The organism is Pyxidicoccus sp. M6 (genome assembly GCF_055568925.1).
In genome coordinates, this window is record NZ_CM145714.1 from 1,655,966 (window position 1) to 1,676,327 (window position 20,362).

Below are 20,362 nucleotides of genomic sequence, written 5' to 3' on the forward strand. Positions count from 1 at the left end.
GAGGTGGCGGCAAGGGAACAGCGGTGGGGAACCGGAGTGCCCCCCGCTCTCCTGCCCGGATGCCGCCGGCCCGGGGGCGTCCGGCGCGCGGCCAGGCCTCGCCGGGGGGATGTTCCCACGCTCGGCGTCATGAAAACGCGGCGCCTCATGGGACGAACAGTGCGTGTGCCGGGAAGGGTGTGGGCTCGGGGCGCCGTGAGTCGCATGCGGGCGTCCCCGTCGGTGTGCCCCCGGTGGGGGCCTTCGCTTCTGGGGCTCCCGGGCCTGGCGCGGTGCCCGGCGGCGCCCGTGTCTCCGGGGGGCGCCAGCCGAGGGCCAGCAGCACCGCGAACACGAGTCCCAGCACCATGCCCACCACCGCCGTGGCGCGGAACATCACGCTCGCCGGAGGCACGGCCTCGGAGGCGAGGGGCGCCCGGACCCTCAATGCCGGCACCTCCACGGCCGCCCGTGTCCGCGCACGCGGGCCGCGATGAGGGGGCGCTCCCGAAGCCCACGGCTCATGGACGGGGAGCCACGCCTCCAGCGACTCGGGGTGGCCATCGGGAGAGGGCGCCTCCTCCAGCCCCGCCTCACCCAGGGGTACCTCCCAGCGCGCATCCGCTCCGGCCAGTGCCACGTCCAGGGCCTCGTGCACCTGCCTCGCGGTGCCGCGGACCTCCGGCCGCTTCGCGAGGAGCTTCATGCACAGCGTCCCCAGTTCCTCCGGCACCCGCGGGTTGCGCAGGTGCGGCGCGACGGGCGGCTCGGAGATGACCGCCTCCACCTCCGAAGGCGTCTCCACGCGAGGGAAGGGATGGCGCCCCGTCAGCACCCGGTAGAAGACGACGCCCAGCGCATACACGTCATCCGCATGCGTGGCCACGTACCGCGCACCGGGGAGGCTGTCGCGCTGGAAGGCGAGGGCCTCGGGGCTGCGGTACCTCGGCGTCCCCGGCGGCAGCACCCCGGGGGTGAGCCTCGGCGCCCCGGCGCGCGTGGCCACGCCGAAGTCCACGAGCACCGGCTCGCCGTCCTCGTCGCGCATCACGACGTTGGACTCCTTGATGTCCCGGTGCAGCACCTCCGCCGCGTGGGCCGCCTCCAGCCCGCGCGCCAGCCCGCGCAGCACCTCCGCGGCCCGGCGCGCGCCGGGGTTCTCCTCCTCCAGCCACCGGCACAGCGTGCGGCCCCGCACGTACTCCATGGCCAGGTAGAACCACCGCGGCGAGCGCTCCGGATGCAGGCCCCACCCGCGAAGGCCCACCACGTTGCGGTGCTCCAGCCGCGACAGCAGCGCCACCTCCCGCTCCGCGCGCGGCCCCAGGTGCTCCAGTGGCTGGAGCTTCAGGGCCACCTCTTCTCCGCCCCGCGTGGCGCGGTACACCACGCCGTGTCCACCCACGCCCAGCAGGCCGGCCACCGCGAAGCCCGCGATGTCCGTGCCCGTCGGCGCATCCAACATGTATCCAAGGCTCATCTGGCCCCCCCAGGCGCTGGAGGCTTCGACAGACAACTCCACGAATAGACTCAATTTATCGCAACCTGAGATGTCTATGGGTGGTGCCCCGCGGGGGTGATGAGTGTTTGGCGAGGAACGTCTCCGGCATGTCTGGCTTCTGTCGGAGCGGCCGCTCCGACAGCGCCACATGTGAGGAATGGGAGCGGGAAGGGCGCATCAGTTCCGCTGCGAGCTGCACGTTCCGCAGTCGGTCTTGCAACTGTTGTAGGTGTTGCCGGTACCGCAGCTCTCGGTGAACTGGCAGGTGCCGTCGCCGCACTTGTAGATGTCCTGGGTGCGGATGCGCGTGGTGATGGCCTGGTACGCGTGGCCGTTGTACGTGCACGTCGTGTAGTACGGCAGCGTGCTGTTGCCGCTGTAGGCCCGCGAGCACAGCGTGCTGCACGCGCCCGCGTGGACGATGGGCGGGCACTCGGACGAGGAGGCGCTGGAGGACAGGCCGCAGGCGCGCGCGGTGCTCTCCTTCGCGTTGAGGTAGCCCTGGTCATTGCCGGCGTAGATGCCGCTGCCGTCGAAGAGGTTGCCGAAGAAGCACGCTTCCTTCTCGCTGAACGTCGTCAATTCCGAGCTGGTGTAGGGGATGGGCGTGCCCTGCGCGGTGCGGCCCAGCACGGAGATGGGCAGGTGGATGCCGAACTTGTTGGCATGCGCCGCGAGGCAGGCGGACACCACCTCCTGCTCCGCCTGCGTCGCCGCCTGTCCGATGGACCAGTTGGGCGCCAGCCCCAGGGCGCCCTCCCACGTGTACGTCACGCCCGTCTGGGGGCTCGTATACGTGCGCGTCTGTCCCGCCGGCACCGCGCACCGCACCACGTACTCCATCACCGCGTCGGAGAGGGTCGGGTCCTGGTTGAACCAATTCTTGAAGCCATTGGTGGACAGTCCATTCGTCGACAGGCCATTGGTGGACAGTCCATTCGTCGACAAGCCATTGGTGGAGAGGCCGTTGGTGGACAGGCCGTTGTCTGACTGTTGTTCCGCCCTCACCACGCCGAGCACCTCCTCGGGGCTCGCATCCGGCAGGTCCGATGCTCCACAACCCCCGCCACCCAACCCCAGCGCCACACTCACGAGTCCCCAGGTGAGCCAGCGGCGGCTCGACTCATGGTTGAAGCGGTTTCCGACGACAGACTGCAAGGCTGGTGTACGACGCATGGCTTCCCCCCGCTTGAGGCGGCCAGAGACTGGCCGCCGTGGCGCCCACCAGTTGCAGCGAAGACAAACAAAAACGCTGTCGCCGGCAGGTGAAGCCAGTGTGAGGGGGCTGGGCGGTGAGATGAAATGCGACCAGGGTAAATAATTGCCATCTGGTTTCAAATGCAAACACCCGCTGTGTGAGCTGCAAAACGGGTTGTCTTAGACTCACTAATTTACATGTATTGCGGGTGTTACTCGGGCTCTGGGAACTCCAGCGCGAGAGAGGCGGCCGGCGTGAGGGCGAAGCCATCCGCGGCGCGCAGCCGCCAGGCGCCGACGTCGGTGACGGGGCCGCCGACGACTTCGGACTCGCCGGACTCACCGCGCGTCTCCGCCTGGCCCAGGTGCATGCACAGGTGGACGTGGGCGCCGACGGGGTCGGCGAGCTTCTGCGCGGCCTGCTGGAGGATGCGCAGCGAGTTCTCCGCCTCGCGCAGGTACGCGGTGCGCTCCGGGCTGGGCGCGCCATTCTCCAGCGGGCGCACGGCGAGCAGCGTGGTGCCGGACTGGAGCGCGAGGAGGAAGCCTCCGCCGCGCAGGCCCTGCTCCAGCCCGTCCAGCACGTCCGCGAGCACGGCGTAGACGGCGTCGTCGTCCTGCGCGGCCGAGGCGAGCACCACCTCGCAGTGGACGGCGAGCGCCAGCCGCGTGCGGCGCGCGGGCTGCACGGGCTCCTCCGCGGCCTCGCTGAGCGCGGCGAGGAAGACGCCCACGCTGCCGTAGCGGCGGCTGCCGTCCTTCTCCAGGCAGCGCAGCACCACCGCGTCGACGGCGGGGGACACGGGCGCAATCGCGCTGGGCCGGGGCGCGGGGGCCTCCAGGTGCAGCCGCTCCAACTCCATGCGGTCCTCGCACTGGAAGGGGTAGCGGCCGGTGAGCAGCTGGTGCAACAGCACGCCCAGCGCGTAGATGTCCGTGTGCGGGCCGATGGGGCCGCCGCGGAACTGCTCGGGCGCCATGGCGTGCGCGGTGCCCAGCCGCTGGCCGGCGATGGTGAGGCCTTCCTGTGAAGCCTCCGCGCTCAGCAGCTTGGCGATGCCGAAGTCGAGCAGCTTCACCCGGGGGCGCTCGCCCTCCTCCATGACGAGGACGTTGCTGGCCTTCAGGTCGCGGTGGACGACGCCGGCCTTGTGCGCCGCCTCCAACGCCGCGCACACCGGCTCCAGGTAGGCGAGCGCGCGTGACGCGGACAGCCTGCCGCGCTCCTGGACGACCTGGCTCAGCGTGCGCCCCGTCAGCAGCTCCATGACGTAGTACGGGCTGCCGTCCGGCATGAGGCCGAAGTCGTACACGTCGACGATGTTGGGGTGGCGAATCTGGTTCACCACGCGCGCCTCGCGCACGAAGCGCTTGAGCATCTCTCCCTGGTCCGCGAGGTGCGGGTGCAGCACCTTCACCGCGGCCCTGCGGCCGAGGATGCGGTGCTCGGCCTCGTAGACGCTGCCGTGTCCACCAGAGGCGAGCAGCGCCTTGAGCACATACTCACCGGCGAGCGTGCCGGGCCCGCGTTCGGCCTTGGTCGTCTCGCTGCGCTCCCGCTCGAAGGCGCCGAGGTCCGACCGGGCCTGGATGCGGAAGGTACTCTCGGAGTCCGCCGCCATGGGTGGACGACACTACCACCATTCCTCCATGCCCCCACTGCATGGGACGGGCCCCGGACGCTTGCCAGCATGCATCTGTGCCGGCCGTGCGTTCACCAGCCATCACCTCGGTGCCCTGCGGGCAGGCCGGATGTCGGCTGTCATATGCTCGGGCTGCCCGCCGCACCCCCGGGGATTGGACGGCCAGTGGCCGGGGCTGCTGGATTCGGGTCGTGGCGACACGCGCGGCTGCAGGGGTTGGTGGAGGTGGCTGGGGCCGCATGTGGCTGCCGGGGGGAGTGGACATGACGACTCTGGACGACCTCACGACGTGTGCGGGCCTTGCCCTGGCTCCACCGTCTTCCACCGGTGCCTGCCTCATCCTCATCAGCACCACCACGCCCGCCGCCATCGGCAAGGCGTTCCGGCTGGAGCCCGGTGAGCACGTCATCGGCCGCGGCTCCGAGGCCACGGTGCGCATCGACGACCACGGGGTGTCGCGCAAGCACGCGCGCATCATCCGCACCGACGAGGGCGCCTGCCACGTCACGGACCTCGAGTCCACCAACGGCACGCTGCTCAACGGCGTGCCCGTCACCACCGCCGAGCTCCAGGAGGGAGACCGGCTGCAGATCGGCACCGTCACCGTCTTCCGCTTCTCCAAGCGCGAGGTGCTGGAGCAGCGCGAGGAGCAGTTGCGCCAGGCGCTCTCCGCCGCGCGCGTGGGCATCTGGGACTGGAACGCGCAGTCCGGCCGGGTGACGTGGAGCGAGCAGGTGGACCGGCTCCTGGGCCTGGCCGTCGGGAAGCTGTCCGGGCGCGCCATGGAGCTGGACGAGGTGGTGCACCCCTCGGACCTGCCGCGCGTGCGCGAGGTGCTGCGCACGGCGCTGGAGAAGAAGACGCAGGTGGATGTGGAGTACCGCATCGAACCGCAGGGCAGTGGCTGGCGCTGGATTTCATGCAAGGGAGACGTGCTGTGTGACGCGTCCGGCATGCCCGCTCGGGTGACGGGCACGGTGATGGACATCACCGCGCGCAAGCAGGCCGAGCAGGAATTGCAACGCCAGTCGCTCATCTTCGAGAGCATCTACGACGGCGTGGTGATTACGGACCTGAGCGGCGGCATCATCGACTGGAACCCCAGCGCGGAGCGCATGTTCGGCCGCAACAAGTCCGAGGCGCTGGGGCAGACGCTCCTCAGTGTGCTGAATCCGGAGCAGCCGGACCGCACCACCGCGCAGGTGCTCACCGCGCTGGAGAAGCAGGGGCGCTGGAGCGGAGAGCTGGAGTTCCGCAGGAAGGACGGCACCACGTGCTGGTGCGAGTCCGTGGTGGTGCCGCTGCGCGACAGCGAGGGGCGCGCGATTGCCAACATCATGGTCCACCGCGACACGACGGAGCGGAAGCAGCTCCAGGCGCACCTCGTCGTCGCGGACCGGCTGGCGTCGGTGGGTACGCTGGGCGCGGGCGTGGCGCACGAAATCAACAACCCGCTGGCCTACATGCTCGTCAACCTGCACCTCATCCGCGAGGGGTTGGACCGGCTGGAGCACCTGGCTCCCGCGGCGCCCATCGCATCGCTCCAGCAGTTGGTGCGCGAGACGACGGAGGGCGCCGAGCGCATCGCCACGATTGTGAGGGACTTGAAGGTCTTCGCGCGCGGCGAGCAGGAGGCGCGGCTCTTGCCGGTGGACGTACGCCGGGCGGTGGAGCTGGCGTGCAAGATGGCGGACAACGTCGTACGCCACCGCGCGCGGCTGGTGACGGAGTTCGAGCCGGTGCCACCGGTGGAGGCGAGCGAGTCCCGGCTGTGCCAGGTGTTCCTCAACCTGCTGCTCAACGCGGCGCAGGCCATTCCGGAGGACGGGCCGCACGCCAACGAGCACGAGATTCGCGTGGTCATCCGCTCCGAGGAGCGCGGGCAGGTGGTGGTGGAGGTGCGCGACACCGGCATGGGCATGCCGGCGGACGTGCTGAGCCGCATCTTCGACCCGTTCTTCACCACGAAGCCGGTGGGCGTGGGCACGGGGCTGGGGCTGTCCATCTGCCACGGCATCATCGAGTCCATGGGCGGCTCCATCCACGCGGAGAGCGAGCCCGGCCGGGGCAGCACCTTCCGCGTGGTGCTGCGCGCCGCCACGCGCGAGCTGGAGGTGCTGCCGCGCCTGGCCGCGGCGGTGCAGACCAACGCGCGGGCGAAGATTCTGGTGGTGGATGACGAGCCCAACGTGACGCTGGCGCTGCAGCGCTCGCTGGCGGCGGACCACGAGGTGGCCACGGCCAACAGCGCGCAGGCCGCGCTGCGGCTGGTGAGCGAGGGCAGCCGGTTCGACCTCATCCTGTGTGACGTGATGATGCCCGGCATGACGGGCATGGACCTGTACAACGAGCTGGGCCGCTGCGCCCCGGAGCAGGCAGGACGCATGGTGTTCATGACGGGAGGCGCCTTCACCCCGCGCACGGTGTCCTTCCTGCGCGACGTGCCGAACCTCAAGATTTCCAAGCCGCTGGACCTCACGCAGTTGCGTGAGCTGGTGGGCCGCTCCGCCGAGGCGGCGCGATGAGCCCTCCGGCCTCCTCCGGGCTCTCCGCTCCCGAGCAGCAGGTGGCCGAGGCGCGGCCGAAGCTGTCGGCCGTGGCCGGGACGTCCGAGTCGCCCCGGGAGCTGACGGCGCGCGCGCTGGGCGTGGGGCTGCTCATCGGTGGGCTCCTGGCCGTCACCAACGTGTACATGGGGCTGAAGACGGGCTGGTGGGAGAGCGGCTCCCTCACCGCGGCGGTGCTGGGCTTCAGCGCGCTGGCGACGGTGTCGCGCCGCCGGGGCTCGCCGTACACGCCGTTGGAGAACAACGTCACGCAGACGGCCGCGTCCGCGGTGGGCGCGATGCCAGCGGCGGCGGGCCTCTTGGGCGCACTGCCCGCGCTGAGCCTGCTGGGCCTCGACGTCCCCGGCTGGGGCGTGGTGGCGTGGAGCGTGGCGCTGGGGACGCTGGGGGTGCTGGCCGCGCACGTGCTGCGGCGCCGGCTGGTGGTGGAGGAGGCACTGCCGTTCCCCACTGGCATCGCCACCTCGGAGCTCATCACCGCGATGCACGCGCCCGCGCAACCCGAGGTCCGCGACGCGCGGCACCGGTGGCCGCTGGCGGTGGTGGCCGGTGTGTCCGTGACGATTACGGCGCTGCGCGACGCCTTCAAGGTGCTGCCGGGGATGACGGCGATGCCGGGCTCGCTGGGCGGCGTGCCCGCGGCGAGCCTGACGTGGGGCATCGGCTGGAGCCCCATGCTGTTGGCGATTGGGATGATGACGGGCCTGCGCCTGGGCGTGAGCATGCTGGCCGGGGCGGTGGTGGGGTGGGGCGTGCTCGCGCCGTGGCTGGAGGGCTCGGGCGTGCTGAAGGCCCGTGGCTACGAGGGAGACCTTGGCACGTGGCTCACGTGGCCGGGCGTGGGGCTGCTGGTGGGCTCGGCCATGGCGGCGCTGGGCGTGCAGGCGCGCGACTTCCTGCGGGCCGCGAAGGACGTGGGCTCGCTGGGGCGCGCGGACGCGCTGCCGCGCTGGGCGCTGGGCGCGGGGCTGGCGGCGTGCGCGCTGGCGGTGGGGCTGGGCGCGATGCTCTTCGGGTTGAGCGTGCCGTACATGCTGCTGGCGCTCGTGCTGGTGCTGCCGCTGTGTGCGGTGTGCGCGCGCGGCGCGGGGCAGACGGACGTGTCGCCGGTGTCGCAGATGGGCCAGATTACGCAGGTGGTCTTCGGCATGCTGCAGCCGGGGGCGATGGCGCCCAACGTGACGTCGGGCGCGGTGACGTCCGGCGCGGCGGCGCAGACGGGCGTCAGCATGTGGTCGCTCAAGTCGGGGCACCTGTTGGGCGCCACGCCGCGCCGGCAGTTGGTGGCGCAGTTGGTGGGCGTGCTCGCGGGCTCGCTCGTCGCGGTGCCGGCGTACCTGCTGCTGGCGAAGGCGTATGGCCTGGGCTCGCAGGCGCTGCCAGCGCCGTTCGCCACCCAGTTCCGCGCGGTGGCGGAGCTGGCCGTGCGCGGACTGGACGGGCTGCCGCCCTACGGCGGGCTGGCCGCGGGCATCGCGGCGGCGGTGGGTGCGGCGCTGACGCTGACAGCGCGGAGCCGCGCGGCGAAGTGGCTGCCGCTGCCGCTGGCCATGGGCATCGGCTTCATCCTCCCGGCCTTCTATGCCGTGTCCATCTGCCTGGGGGCGGTGGGCATGGCATTGGCGCGGCGGCGTTGGCCCGATGTGACGGATCGCAACGTGGCACCGATGGGCGCGGGTGCGATTGCCGGTGAGTCACTCACGGGCGTGCTCATCGCCGCGCTGATTGCGCTGGGCTTCATGCAGCAGGGGTGATGTCCCTCACTCGCTCCAGCGAGCGGCGGATGCGCCCTTCCATGAGGTTGGGCACGTGGATGGCGTGCTCCAGCGCCTCCTGAAGCACGCGCGCGGCCTCGTCCCTGTCTCCCCGGCGCAGCGCCGCCAGCCCCATCATCTCCAGCACCTCCAGCGGCTCCTGCTCCACGGACACCTGCGCGGACCGCTCGCGCAGCGCGTGCCATGCCTCCGCCGTGGCGTCGCGCGTGGCCAGCTCCACCATGGCGAAGAGCACCTCCTCCGAGGGGCTCAAGTCCACGCCGTGCCGTCCGTCCGCGAGCACCTGCCGCACCTGCGCCAGCAGCTCGCGGGCGCGCGCCTGCCGGCCCGTCCACGCCATGGCGCGTGCCTGCAGCAGCAGCGCCCACGGGCGCGGTGCCACCTCCGGGTGCCGGCGCTCCAGCGCGATGGCGCGGGCGATGTGCGGGGCGGCCGCGTCCACGTCGCCCGCCTGGTAGTGCAGCTCACCGAGGTTGTGCTCGGCGAAGTATTCCCAGCCCACCATTCCCAGCTCGCGGCCCAGGTGCATGAAGCGCTCCTGGTCCTTCAGCGCGCTGGCCAGGTCCTTCCGCGCCACCCAGAGGTTGCGGCGGTTGTTGATGGCGCTGCCCAGGTGGAAGCGGTCTCCGCGCTCGGTGCACGCGTCGATGACCTCCGTGAGCACCCGGGCCGTCTCGTCGATGTCGCCCAGGTTGGGGAGGATGACGGCGAGCAGCAACTGCGCCACCACCTGCGTCTCGTAGCCCGCGTCGCCCAGCCGGCGCGCGCGCTCGGCGGCGGCCTCGAGCGGCATGCGCGCCTCCTGCCACTCGCCCTTGCGGAACTGCGCGCGGCCCAGCGCCAGCAGCAACCGGGCCTGCACGTAGGGAGACTCCACGCGGTGGGCCAGGGCCTGCGCCTCCAGCGCGCGCGTCTCGCTGCGTGCATAGTCATTCGTCCAGTCGAGCGCCATGGCCTCGTCCAGCAGCAGCTCCACCTCCGTGCGCGTGTCCTCCAGGGCGCGGGCCCGCTCGCGCGCGGCGGCGAAGTCCGCCAGCGAGTCGTCATACCGGCCGATGCGGATGCGCATGAGGCCCCGGCCGCGCAGCGCGGTGAGGCAGCGCAACTCGTCCGTCGGCTCCAGCAGCTCCAGCGCGCGCGTGTACATGGCCTCCGCGTCCAGGAAGGCGTGGCGGCCTCGCGCGGACTCGGCCAAATCGATGGAGAGCGCGGCGGCCTCGTCCCGCAGGCCGGCGGCGGCGGCGTGCAGCGCGAGGCGGGGCAGGCGCTGACGCTCGCTGGAGCCCGCGGCGCCCAGGTAGTAGCGGTACGCGGCGTGGTGGATGCGCTGGCGCTCGGCGGCGGGCAGGGTGGCCGCCACCGCCTCGCGCAGCAATTCGTTGCGGAAGCTCAGCCCCTCCTGACGGTGCGCCACCAGCAGGCCGGAGTCCAACAGCCGCTTCGTGGCATGGCCCGCGTCCAGCGGGAAGCCGCCCGCCGCGCCGTCGCGCTCCAATTCGCGCACCACGCCCTCGGCGGTGGCGGCGGTGAAGTCCGTGCCCAACAGCGCGCACAGCCGCGCGTGCGCCGCGAGCGACGGAGGCAGCGCGCCCAACTCACGGTCCGCGAGCCACTCCACCAGCCGCAGCTCCGGCACCTTCTCCAGCCCGTCGGTGACGAGGTACCAGCTCCCGCCCGGCGCGCGCTGGCGCACCAGCCCCTGGCGCTTGAGGCCACGCACCAGCTCCACCACGTAGAGGGGCACGTGCTGGGCGCGCTCGACGATTCGCTCCACCGCCTGCGCGGGCACGTTCTCCACCGGCTTGAGCAGCATGCGGCAGAGCTGCTGGGCCTGGTCCGCGGGCAGCGCGGGGAGGGACACCGTGGCCTGCCGCGCGGCGCGGGTGCCCCACGTGGGGCGGCTCCTCTCGAAGCCCGGCCGCGCCAGCACGCATATCCATAGCGGGACGCTGGCCTCCGCGAGGCACGCGTACTCGAGCGCGTCCAGCGCCGTCTCCTCGGCGAAGTGCGCGTCGTCGACGATGAGGCACAGCGGACGCTCGCGCGCGTTGGCGGCCAGCAGCTCACCCGTGGCGCGCATGGCCAGCGAGCGCAGCGCGCCGGGTGCCGCGGCCCAGCTCTGCAGCTCCGGCCCGCCGGGCGCGTACCAGCCCAGCGTGGCGGCCACGCCGGGCCACAACTCCGAGGCCAGCGTGGGCCCCAGCCGCTGCTGAATCGCCGCGTGGCCCTGCTCCTCGGTGTCCGTGTCCTCGCGCTCGAAGGCGCTCAGCGCGCAGCGCAGCAGCGTGCGCAGCGTGCCGTCCGGGTCGCCCTGCACCGGCTCGCGCGAGCGCGTGGAGTACACCCGCACGTGCGGCAGCACCGCCTGGAGCCTGCGCGCCAGCGTGGCGGCGAGGTGGCTCTTGCCGTGGCCCCGCTCGCTCAGCACGGTGATGATGGTGGGCGCGGCCTCGCCCACCGCCGAGCGCGCGCTCTCCAGCAGCGAGGACAGCTCCCCCTCGCGCCCCACCAGCACCTCGCTGCCGAGCTGGAGCACGGTGATGTCCGGACGCGGCGCGGCCCCCGGCGGCGCGGGGCGCAGCAGGCCTCGCAGGCCCGGCACCTCCATGCAGGGCACCTCCGGCACCGCCTCCGCGGCGGCCGGCGTCAGCAAGAGGCCGTGCGCGTCCGGCCCGGTGGGGTAGTGGTCGTCGCGCGAGAAGATGGCGCCCAGGTAGCGCGGCGCGCCGGTGGGGCGGCGCTGCACGGTGACGGCGGACACGTCCACCAGCGCGCCCGGGGACAGCCCGCGCTCGGCCAGCCCTTCCGCGGCGCGCATGGCGCGGCGCACGGGATTCTCTCCCACGTCCGGGTCGAACACCGCGGCGATGCGCGGCCCGTCCGTGAAGGCCATGTGGCCGCCATAGGAGGCCAGCGCCTTCTGCAATGACACCGGGTTGGCGCGCGAGGTGAGGAAGAGGACGGCGACGGAGCGGCGCACCTGCGCGGGGCGCGGCTCGCCGGGAGCCACGGGCCGGGGCGACGACGTGTCGGCGGCGCGGTGCGCATGCTCGAAGGCGCCGCGCAGCAGCGTGCCCAGCGCGGCGGCGTCCTCCGGGCGGCGCGCGCGCTCCTTGGCGAGACAGCGCAGCACCACTTCCTCCAGCGCGGGCGGCACCGGCGCGAAGTCCGAGGGCGGCGGTGGCCGCAGCGACAGGTGGGCCTGGAGCACGTCCGGCGTGACGCCGAAGAAGGGCGGCCGGCCGGTGAGCATCTCGTAGAGGAGCACGCCCAGCGCGTACACGTCCGTGCGCGCGTCCACGTCCAGGTTGCCGGCGCACTGCTCGGGCGCCATGTACTCCGCGGTGCCGGCGAAGCCGGACGTGTCGCTCGGCGTGGACCCCACCGGCAGCGCCACGCCCTCAGAGGACGTGCCGCGCACGAGGCCGAAGTCGAAGACGCGCACGCTGCCCGCCACCTCGTCGAGGAAGAGGTGCTCCGGCTTCAAGTCACAGTGGGCCAGCCCGCGCGCGTGGACGGCGGCCACGGTGTCCACCACGGCGAGGGCGCGCGAGGCCAGTTCCTCCGCGGGCAGCGGCCCCGAGGCACGCTCCAGGCGCTCGGCCAGCGTGGGCAGCGTCACGAACTCCATGGCGAGGAAGCGCACGCCGTTGGGGAGGGTGCCGGACTCGTAGAGGGCGGGCACGGTGGGCGGGCCCAGCACCTTGAGCGCCTCGGACTCGCGGGAGAGCTGCGCGCGGGCCAGCGCGTTGCCGCTGCGGGCCACCTTGATGGCCACGCGCTTGCCGTCCGACGCGCGCCACGCGCCCAGCAGCACGCCGAAGCCCCCGTGCGCCACCACCCGCTCCACCTGGTAGCCAGGGACCGCGGGCAGCGTGGCGGACACGTCGGACGGCGCGTCTCCCCCCGGAGGCGGCGGGCTCGGCGGGCACGGCGCGTGGGAACCCTCCCAGCGCCGCCCGCATGTCTGGCAACGCGGCACGGACGGCACTCTACGTCAGGTGCCACGCCGTTTCAGAATCGGGCGGACGGACGCGAGGTGACCCGGTGGGTCGTCTCCGCCCAGGACATGGGCAAGGACTTCGAAGGAAGCAGGCTTTTCCATCGTTACTTCAGCGCGCACGCCCGTACAGTCCCCATGGCAGGGGCCGCGCTGGAAGCGGCCGTCGCGTCGCACCAGCGGGTGCAGCTTCGCTTCCAGGACGGCGACATCCGCCGCCCGGTCATCCGTCGAGACGTGCGCCGAGGGCCTCAACCGAAGCGTGGAGGCTCCGAACCCATGCCCAACAGCCGTGCCACTTCGCGCGCACCCGTCCCCATGCGATGCAGCCGCACTCACTCTCTCAACCTGTCCATGTCGACTCTCCGGTAGCTCGTCCTCGCGCGTCCCTGGGCGCACCACGGTGGCGGTGCTCGTGGGCGCGCGAGGATGCACGGGATGACCGGCCGGGTAGGCGCTCAGCCCACCTGCTGGCCGCGATTCTTCCAACTGTCTCCAGGGTGAACGGACCGCCGCCCTGACTGCCCCGGACTGCGATCCGCTTGGCCCGCCCCCGCTACGAACAGCTTGGGTGAGCCGTCTGCGAGCCATTACCCGGCCCGTCACAAAGGCCCGCTTGGGCGCGTACAGTCGGGGCGTGGCAACGGGGCTATCCATCCGCCACGACAACGGCAGCCAGTACACCTCCGACGCCATTTCGGTTCGGTACACTCCTCGAAGGAAGGATGGCGATGATGTGGCGTGATGTTGAATTGAGGGACCTTCAGGGGGCCGCCACCCGGTTGCTCGAGCAAGTGCAGCGCAGCGAGAGCTTCGAGCGAGTGCGTGGGCAGGTATTGGTCGCTCAGGACCCGGATGAGGACCTCGTCACGACGATGGCCAGTCAGTTGGTGAGGAGCTTCCGCATGTACTGCCAGCCTCGCCATCTCAACTCGGAGGCGTACATCTGGGAGGAGCGCGCCGGTGGGCGCATGGCGAGGATTCGCCCATTGTCAGCCATCCGTTTCTACTGGGCAGGGGCCGAAGTGCATCCCTATGTGCCTCAAACGGTGTGGGGCGAAGGGGCCATCCACCACAGCTATTCGGAGACGGAGTCGGATAATCAGTTGGATTTCGGCGCAACGAACTTTGATAGTTGCGGTGGGTTCGAGCTGGGGGCGCTCGGAGATGCATTGCTTGAGCTTGCCGAGGATGAGGAACTCCGTCGCGCGGACGCCTTCGTCCCTCTCAAGAAGCTGCTGGTCGTACGTTCACTTCAATGTGCCCGGATGGCATTGCAGCGGGCTACCAGGGAGGAGGCCTTCGGCGCGCTGCCCCGAGTCATGCCCTTCCAGTTCTTTGCGACCCCTGGACATGATGAGCCTTCCTGCCTGCTCCTCGATGTGCGGTGAGACCGGAGCAACCGTTTACCCGGTCGTGCTTGCCTGGCTGGACTGCCGGGCATTGTGACGACAGGGTGGGGGCTCGCAGTCCGCCCGGTGCCGGATTCGTCAGCGTTCGAGCGGGCTGCGAGCCCTGGTGCCTCAGCGCTCCGGCACTTCCACCGCGCGCAGCAGGGCGGTGTCGGAGTCGGGCGCGCGCACGCGCACGAGCACCGCGCCGGGCTTCGCGGAGGAGAAGGCCTGCACGGCCTCGGCGGCATTCGAGACCTTCTGGTCTCCCACCTGCACGAGAATCATGCCGGGCACGATGCCGCCCTTGTCCGCGGGGCTGCCGGGCTCCACCGCCATCACCTGCGGGCCGTTCTGCGTGTCCGCCAACTGCACGCCGATGCGCTGACGCTGGGCCGAGGTGCCGTTGCGCGGAGCGACCTCCTCCTCGCCCTGCATGGCCGGACGCGTCCCCAGCGTCACGTCCAGCGTCGTCGGCTTGCCGCCGCGCAGCACGTCCAGCTTCACCTTGGTGTCCGGCTTGATGAGCGCCACCGCGCGGGTGAGGGCGCCGGCCGAGTCCACCGGCTTGCCGTCCACGGAGGTGATGATGTCCTCCTCGCGCAGGCCGCCGCGCGCGCCGGGACCGCCGCGGCTGACGCCCGCCACCACCGCGCCCTTCGTCGCCTGCACGCCCAGCGCCTTCGCAATGTCCGGCGTGAGGTCCTGGATGGACAGGCCCAGCCAGCCGCGCCGTACCGCGCCGTTCTCCTGGAGCTGCGGCAGCAGGTTGCGGATGAGGTTGCTGGGCACCGCGAAGCCGATGCCCGTGGCCCCGCCGATGATGGCCGTGTTCATGCCCACCACTTCACCCTTCATGTTGAAGAGCGGCCCGCCGGAGTTGCCCGGGTTGATGGCGGCGTCCGTCTGGAGGAAGTCGTCATAGGGGCCGGCGTGGATGTCGCGCGCCCGCGCGGAGAGGATGCCCGCGCTCACGCTGGAGGCGAGGCCGAACGGGTTGCCGATGGCCATCACCGCGTCGCCCACGCGCAGCGCGTCCGAGTCACCCAGTGGCACGGCGGGCAGGTTGCCCGGCGCGCCCTTGAGCTTGATGAGCGCGATGTCCGTGAGCGGGTCCCTGCCGAGCACCTCCGCGTCGAAGGCGCGGCCGTCATCCAGCTTCACGCGCACCACGTCCGCGTCCTCCACCACGTGGTTGTTGGTGAGGACGATGCCGTTGGCGTCGATGACGAAGCCGGAGCCCGCGCCCTGGCGCCCCGGTGTCTGGCCCTCGAAGCCGCCCATGCCGGGCGGGAAGCCGAAGCGCTCCGCCATGCCAGGCGGGAAGCCCTGCATGCCGGAGACGCGGCGGGGCTTCTGCGTCACCTCCACGTTGACGACGGCGCCCTTCACCGCGTCCACCAGCGGCGCCAGCGAGGTGAGCGTGCCCGGCGCGCCGGACGCGGCGGGGCTGTAGAGCGCCTGCTGCACGGGCACGTTGGGTGACGCGCCAGGCGTGGCGGCCGCCTTCGTGGGCGCGGAGATTGCGGCGGTGGGTGCGGAGGAGGTCTGGGAGCCCATGGCCTGTCCGCAGGCGGCGCCAAACGTCGCCGCGGGAAGGAGGGCCAGGGCACCGAGGAGTCGGCGGGTAGGGAGCGAGCAGGCCATCGTTCGTTCTCCATGAAGACCGGGTGACTTCCGGCCGGAAAAGGGGTGGAAACCTCGGTTCGGACGTGGAGCAGACGCGCGGCGTAGCCACACCTGGAGGGGTGGACGCGATGCCCGCCCGCGAGGCGTCCCCCGACTCCTCGCGGCGGCCATCAGGTATGGGGCCCATCGTGCGAGGCCCCACGCCCGAACCGATGCCGCGAGTCATTGCAGGCCCCGGGCCAACGCAAGGACACCGCGTGTCCTCCTCTAGAGAGGCGCGTGTGCGGGCCCGGATGGGGAGGAATGGGGCGGGGCAAAGTGCCCCGGTCGGGGCATTTCTCCGCGGGGAATCACGCCCCACTCCCCGAGAGGGAGCGCGTGGCATGGCGAATGCTCTGTCACCAGGGCCCACCACGAATTCCCAAGGAGCCGACATTGATGATGGGGCCGGAAGACAGCGTGAATGAGCAGGAGACGCCGCGGGCGCGGCCCGGCTCGACCCGGGAGTGGGCGGACGGGCGCGGGGCGCCCCGCATCCTGGTGGCGGAGGACCAGGCGGAGATGCGCGTGCTGCTGCGGCGCGCGCTGATGCGCCGGGGCTACGAGGTGGTGGACGCGCACGACGGGCCGAACCTGGTGCAGGCGATTGTGGAGGGCCTGCTGGCGCCCCAGACGCAGGTGCCGGACCTCATCGTCACCGACGTGCGCATGCCGGGCTACTCGGGCCTGGAGGTGCTCGCCCGGCTGCGGCGCGAGGGGTGGACGACGCCCGTCATCCTCATCACCGCCTTTGGCGACGCGCAGCTCCACGCGGAGGCGAAGCAGCTCGGCGCGGCGTGCGTGCTCAACAAGCCCTTCGCCATGGAGGACCTCGTCGCCGCGGTGGAGGCCCTCGTTCCGCCTCCGCGCTGACAGTCCCCATCGAGGCCGTGGTCCGCGCGTGCGAGCGCGGGTGGAGCGGGGTATACGCTCGCCTTCGCACGAGGGCGAGCGGCGGTTTCGTTCGCGGACGGAGTCATGAACAGGTTCACCTCCATTCAGAAGTCGTCGTGGGTGCTGCCGCTGTGCGCGCTGAGCGCGACGTGTACGCCCGCGCACCGCTCGGTGCCGGAAGCGCCGGAAGGCCCCACGCCGCAGCGGCGCGTGGCGCGCATCGTCCGCGAGTACCCGCACTCGACGGAGGCCTTCACGCAGGGGCTCGTCTTCCACCAGGGCCGCCTCTACGAGAGCACCGGCCACCAGGGCACGCTGCGGCAGCTCTCCTTCGACAAGGCCGAGCCGGTGTGGCTGGAGGCGCTGGGCGACATCTTCACGGAAGGCCTGGCCAGCGACGGCGAGCGCCTCTACCAGCTCACGTGGACGGAGGGGCTGCTCTACACGTGGCATGGCGACCCGCCGAAGCGCGAGCGCACCACGCACTACGACGGTGACGGCTGGGGCCTGTGCTACTGGGAGGGGAAGCTGGTGCGCAGCGATGGCAGCTCCACGCTGACCTTCCACGCGCCGGACGACTTCCGCCCGCTGGGCACGGTGGAGGTGACGCTGCAGGGCCAGCCGATGGACCAGCTCAACGAGCTGGAGTGCGCCAACGGCGTCATCTACGCCAACGTGTGGCACTCGTCGGAGGTGCTCGAAATCGACCCCAACACGGGCCACGTGGTGGCGGTCATCGACGCGTCGGAGCTGACGCGCAACGTGGCGCCGCAGCTGCGCAGCACCGAGGCGGTGCTCAACGGCATCGCCGTGGAGCCGGGCACCGGCCGCATGTTCATGACGGGCAAGCTGTGGCCCAAGCTCTTCGAGGTACGGCTGGAGCCGGCGCCGGGCTCGAACTGAGCCGTCAGGGCTTCTTCGCCTCGTCGTCGCGCTCCAGCTTCCGGTAGAGCGTCTTCCGGTCCACGCCGAGCACGCGCGCGGCCAGCGTGCGGCTGCCGCCCACCGCTTCCAGCACGCGGTGGATGTAGCGCCGCTCCAGCTCCTCCAGCGTCACCAGCTCCGACGGGTCCGTGTTCTCCGGCACCGCCTTGGGTTGGCTGTAGTTGCGGACGCGCTCGGGCAAATCGTCGACGGTGATTTGCTCGAAGGAGGTGAGCGCCACCGCGCGCTCGAGGCAGTTCTGCAGCTCGCGCACGTTGCCCGGCCACCCGTAGACGAGCAGCCGCTGCGCCGCCGCGGGGGACAGGCCCAGCACGCGCTTGCCGGTGCGCGAGGCGAACTGCTCGATGAAGCGCTGGGACAGGGACAGCACGTCGTTGCCGCGCGCGCGCAGCGGCGGCAGCTCGATGCCGATGACGTTGAGCCGGTAGTAGAGGTCCTCGCGGAAGCGCCCTTCCTCCACCGCCAGCTCGAGGTCTCGATTGGTGGCCGCGACGATGCGCGCGTCGAAGGGCACCTCCGTGTCGCCACCCACCGGGCGCACCGTTCGCTCCTGAAGGGCACGCAGCAGCTTGGGCTGGAGCGTGATGGGCAGCTCGCCCACCTCGTCCAGGAAGAGGGTGCCGCCGTGCGCCTGCACGAAGAGACCGGTACGCGCGGCCTTGGCGTCGGTGAAGGCGCCCTTCGCATGGCCGAACAGCTCGCTCTCCAGCAGCGCCTCCGGCATGGCCGCGCAGTTGATGGCCACGAAGGGCCCATCCTTGCGACGTCCGCGCGAGTGCACGGCGCGCGCGGCCACCTCCTTGCCGGTGCCGCTCTCGCCGGTAATCAGCACCGTGGAGTCCAGGTCCGCCACGCGGTCGATGAGCGCGTAGGCCTGCTTCATGGCCAGGCTCTCGCCCACCACCGCGTCGCTGTCGTCTCGCCGGCCCAGCTCCTGCCGCAGCCGCCTGACTTCTTCCCGCAGGGCCCGGTGCTGCACCGCGCGCTCCAGCACCAGCACCAGCGCGTCCAGGTCGATGGGCTTGGTGACGAAGTCGTACGCCCCCGCGCGGATGGCGGCCACCGCCGTCTCCAGGCTGCCGAAGGCCGTCACCACCACCACCGGGATGTCCGGGCGGTTGAGGGCAATGCGCTCGCACAGCGCCAGCCCGTCCATGCCGGGCATGCGCAAGTCCGTGAGCACCACGTCGAAGTCCTCGCCGGCCAGCTTCGCCAGCGCCTCATCCGCGGAAGGCATCGCCAGCGGGGTGAAGCCCCGGCGGGTGAGTCCCTTCTCCAGCATGGCGCGCATCTCGCGCTCGTCCTCGACGACCAGGACGCGGCCCGGCATCACTGTCCTCCTCGTGGCAGATAGATGGAGAAGCAGCTACCTCGTCCGGGCTCGCTGCGCACGCCAATCCAACCGCCATGGTCTCTCACCAGACCGTAGGAGACGGACAGGCCCAGGCCCGTGCCCTCGCCCACGTCCTTGGTGGTGAAGAATGGCTCGAAGACGTGGGGCAGCACGTCCGGCGGAATGCCATCGCCCTCGTCCTCCACGTCCAGCCGCACATAGTCGGCCTCGGCCCCGCCCTCCGAGGCCGGTGGCGTGGCGCGCACCTCGGCGGCGCGCACGCGCAGGGTGCCCGGGCGCTTCATGGCCTGCAGCCCGTTCATCACCAGATTGGTGAGCACCTGCTGCACCTGGCCCCCGTCCACCTCCAGCGACAGGCCCGAGGGCACCTCGGCCTCCAGCGCCACGCTGCGCTTGTGCGCCATGGGCCGCAGCAGGGCGAGCGAGCGCTCCACCAGCCCGTGCACGTCCTCGGGCGCGCGGTGCGGCGCGCGGCGGCGGGCGAAGTCCAGGAGCTGACGGATGATGCCCGTCATGTGCTGCGCCTGCTGCGAGATGATTTGCGCGCACTCGTTGACCTCCTCGCCCTCGGCCTCGCCGCTGGAAATCATCTTCGCGCGGCCCATGACGACGTTGAGCGGCGTGCCCAATTCGTGCGCCACGCCGGAGGCGAGCTTGCCCACCGTGGTGAGCCGGTCCGCGTGCCGCAGGTGCTCCACCGCGGACAGGCGCGCGGCCGTCTCCGAGGCGAGGCGCGAGCGCGTCTCCTCCAACTGCTCGCCCATGCGATTCATGGCGCTGGCCAGCGTCGTCAGTTCGTCGCCGCGCTTCTGCGGGAGCTGCACGCGGGCGGTGAGGTCACCCTGGCCGATGCGGTGCGCGAGCTTCACCAGCCGGTCCACGGGCTCGCCCACGAGGCGCCGGCCCATGGCCATGGCGGCCACGAGGAAGGCGAGCGTGATGGCCGCGGTGGCGGCGATGGTGCCCACGACAACGGTGCGCACGTGCATCTGCTGGTCGCCCAGCGACTCGGTGATTTCGATGGCCCCCAGCCGCTGCCCGTTGTTGATGACGACGGGCGTGTACGAGTGCAGCAGGCCCGGCTCCGGGGTCGGGTCCACCATGGAGCCGTCCTCCAGCGCGCGCAGCCGGGCCAGCAGGCGCGGCGGGAAGCCGTCCAGCGGCGGCGTGCCGGGGCCGCCGTCGAGCCACACCCAGCGCAGGTGCACCTGCTCCTGGAAGCGGTTGGACTGGTGGAGGAGGGTGAGGGCCTCGCGCTCCCCGGCGAGCTGCCACGCCTTGCCGATGGCGCCGGCGAGCGTGTGGCCGAGCAGGCGGTGGTCATGCTGCATGTCCAGCGCGGAGCGCTCGAGCTCGCGGCGCACCTGGAAGTACTGCAGGCCGGAGATGACGGCGACAGCGAGCAGGACGAGGGCGAGGGTGAACTTGCGAGCGAGTCTCACGGGCGG

12 protein-coding genes are annotated in these 20,362 nt (G+C 71.7%); 5 read left to right on the forward strand and 7 right to left on the reverse strand.

What is annotated here, in order from left to right; translation table 11 throughout:
- Window positions 1-145: 145 nt before the first annotated feature.
- The 3 genes from ACVTJA_RS07025 to ACVTJA_RS07035 all read right to left on the reverse strand — a co-directional run bounded on the left by ACVTJA_RS07025 (window position 146) and on the right by ACVTJA_RS07035 (window position 4,299).
- Window positions 146-1,459, reverse strand: a complete 1,314-nt coding sequence (locus tag ACVTJA_RS07025) for a serine/threonine-protein kinase (protein WP_465834898.1) — start codon at window positions 1,457-1,459, stop codon at window positions 146-148.
- 198 nt (window positions 1,460-1,657) lie between these two features.
- Window positions 1,658-2,656, reverse strand: coding sequence for a hypothetical protein (locus ACVTJA_RS07030; RefSeq protein ID WP_465834899.1), 999 nt, complete (start codon window positions 2,654-2,656; stop codon window positions 1,658-1,660).
- Between the two features lie 233 nt (window positions 2,657-2,889).
- Window positions 2,890-4,299: a serine/threonine-protein kinase gene (locus ACVTJA_RS07035; protein ID WP_465834900.1), complete on the reverse strand. Its 1,410-nt coding sequence runs from the start codon at window positions 4,297-4,299 to the stop codon at window positions 2,890-2,892.
- Between the two features lie 284 nt (window positions 4,300-4,583).
- Here ACVTJA_RS07035 and ACVTJA_RS07040 point away from each other — a divergent pair, with 284 nt between their 5' ends.
- Window positions 4,584-6,845 (forward strand): serine histidine kinase EspA, encoded by a 2,262-nt coding sequence (locus ACVTJA_RS07040; RefSeq protein ID WP_465834902.1) that lies wholly within the window; start codon window positions 4,584-4,586, stop codon window positions 6,843-6,845.
- Window positions 6,842-8,641, forward strand: a complete 1,800-nt coding sequence (locus tag ACVTJA_RS07045) for an OPT/YSL family transporter (RefSeq protein WP_465834903.1) — start codon at window positions 6,842-6,844, stop codon at window positions 8,639-8,641. The genes ACVTJA_RS07040 and ACVTJA_RS07045 overlap by 4 nt, the downstream gene beginning before the upstream one ends.
- On the opposite strand, the gene ACVTJA_RS07050 is transcribed toward ACVTJA_RS07045, so the two are convergent.
- Complete coding sequence (locus ACVTJA_RS07050) at window positions 8,625-12,644, reverse strand: serine/threonine-protein kinase (protein ID WP_465834905.1); 4,020 nt, start codon at window positions 12,642-12,644, stop codon at window positions 8,625-8,627. The genes ACVTJA_RS07045 and ACVTJA_RS07050 overlap by 17 nt on opposite strands.
- A gap of 743 nt (window positions 12,645-13,387) precedes the next feature.
- On the opposite strand from ACVTJA_RS07050, the gene ACVTJA_RS07055 reads away from it, so the two are divergent.
- Complete coding sequence (locus ACVTJA_RS07055; RefSeq protein WP_465834906.1) at window positions 13,388-14,053, forward strand: hypothetical protein; 666 nt, start codon at window positions 13,388-13,390, stop codon at window positions 14,051-14,053.
- 132 nt (window positions 14,054-14,185) lie between these two features.
- Here the strand turns inward: ACVTJA_RS07055 and ACVTJA_RS07060 are convergent, their stop codons facing one another.
- Entirely contained in the window at window positions 14,186-15,700 is a 1,515-nt protein-coding gene (locus ACVTJA_RS07060) for a Do family serine endopeptidase (RefSeq protein ID WP_465834908.1), read from the reverse strand.
- A gap of 423 nt (window positions 15,701-16,123) precedes the next feature.
- Between ACVTJA_RS07060 and ACVTJA_RS07065 the strand changes: the two genes are divergently transcribed.
- Window positions 16,124-16,594 (forward strand): response regulator transcription factor, encoded by a 471-nt coding sequence (locus ACVTJA_RS07065; RefSeq protein WP_465840330.1) that lies wholly within the window; start codon window positions 16,124-16,126, stop codon window positions 16,592-16,594.
- Between the two features lie 105 nt (window positions 16,595-16,699).
- Window positions 16,700-17,518 (forward strand): glutaminyl-peptide cyclotransferase, encoded by an 819-nt coding sequence (locus ACVTJA_RS07070; protein WP_465834909.1) that lies wholly within the window; start codon window positions 16,700-16,702, stop codon window positions 17,516-17,518.
- Window positions 17,519-17,522: 4 nt separating this feature from the next.
- Here ACVTJA_RS07070 and ACVTJA_RS07075 read toward each other — a convergent pair whose 3' ends face one another.
- Together ACVTJA_RS07075 and ACVTJA_RS07080 are read right to left on the reverse strand one after the other, a co-directional pair.
- A complete protein-coding gene (locus ACVTJA_RS07075) occupies window positions 17,523-18,890 on the reverse strand; it encodes a sigma-54-dependent transcriptional regulator (RefSeq protein WP_465834911.1) in 1,368 nt (455 codons plus the stop codon).
- Window positions 18,890-20,356: a sensor histidine kinase gene (locus ACVTJA_RS07080; RefSeq protein ID WP_465834913.1), complete on the reverse strand. Its 1,467-nt coding sequence runs from the start codon at window positions 20,354-20,356 to the stop codon at window positions 18,890-18,892. Before ACVTJA_RS07080 ends, ACVTJA_RS07075 begins: the two co-directional genes overlap by 1 nt.
- Between the last annotated feature and the right edge of the window lie 6 nt (window positions 20,357-20,362).

What these genes read in the sequence shown, in the direction of transcription:
- ACVTJA_RS07035 (WP_465834900.1), bottom strand. Translation starts at nt 4,299, where the DNA reads ATGGCGGCGGACTCCGAGAGTACCTTCCGCATCCAGGCCCGGTCGGAC.
- ACVTJA_RS07055 (WP_465834906.1), top strand. Translation starts at nt 13,388, where the DNA reads ATGGCGATGATGTGGCGTGATGTTGAATTGAGGGACCTTCAGGGGGCC.
- ACVTJA_RS07065 (WP_465840330.1), top strand. Translation starts at nt 16,124, where the DNA reads ATGGGGCCGGAAGACAGCGTGAATGAGCAGGAGACGCCGCGGGCGCGG.
- ACVTJA_RS07025 (WP_465834898.1), bottom strand. Translation starts at nt 1,459, where the DNA reads ATGAGCCTTGGATACATGTTGGATGCGCCGACGGGCACGGACATCGCG.
- ACVTJA_RS07030 (WP_465834899.1), bottom strand. Translation starts at nt 2,656, where the DNA reads ATGCGTCGTACACCAGCCTTGCAGTCTGTCGTCGGAAACCGCTTCAAC.
- ACVTJA_RS07040 (WP_465834902.1), top strand. Translation starts at nt 4,584, where the DNA reads ATGACGACTCTGGACGACCTCACGACGTGTGCGGGCCTTGCCCTGGCT.
- ACVTJA_RS07070 (WP_465834909.1), top strand. Translation starts at nt 16,700, where the DNA reads ATGAACAGGTTCACCTCCATTCAGAAGTCGTCGTGGGTGCTGCCGCTG.
- ACVTJA_RS07060 (WP_465834908.1), bottom strand. Translation starts at nt 15,700, where the DNA reads ATGGCCTGCTCGCTCCCTACCCGCCGACTCCTCGGTGCCCTGGCCCTC.
- ACVTJA_RS07045 (WP_465834903.1), top strand. Translation starts at nt 6,842, where the DNA reads ATGAGCCCTCCGGCCTCCTCCGGGCTCTCCGCTCCCGAGCAGCAGGTG.
- ACVTJA_RS07075 (WP_465834911.1), bottom strand. Translation starts at nt 18,890, where the DNA reads ATGCCGGGCCGCGTCCTGGTCGTCGAGGACGAGCGCGAGATGCGCGCC.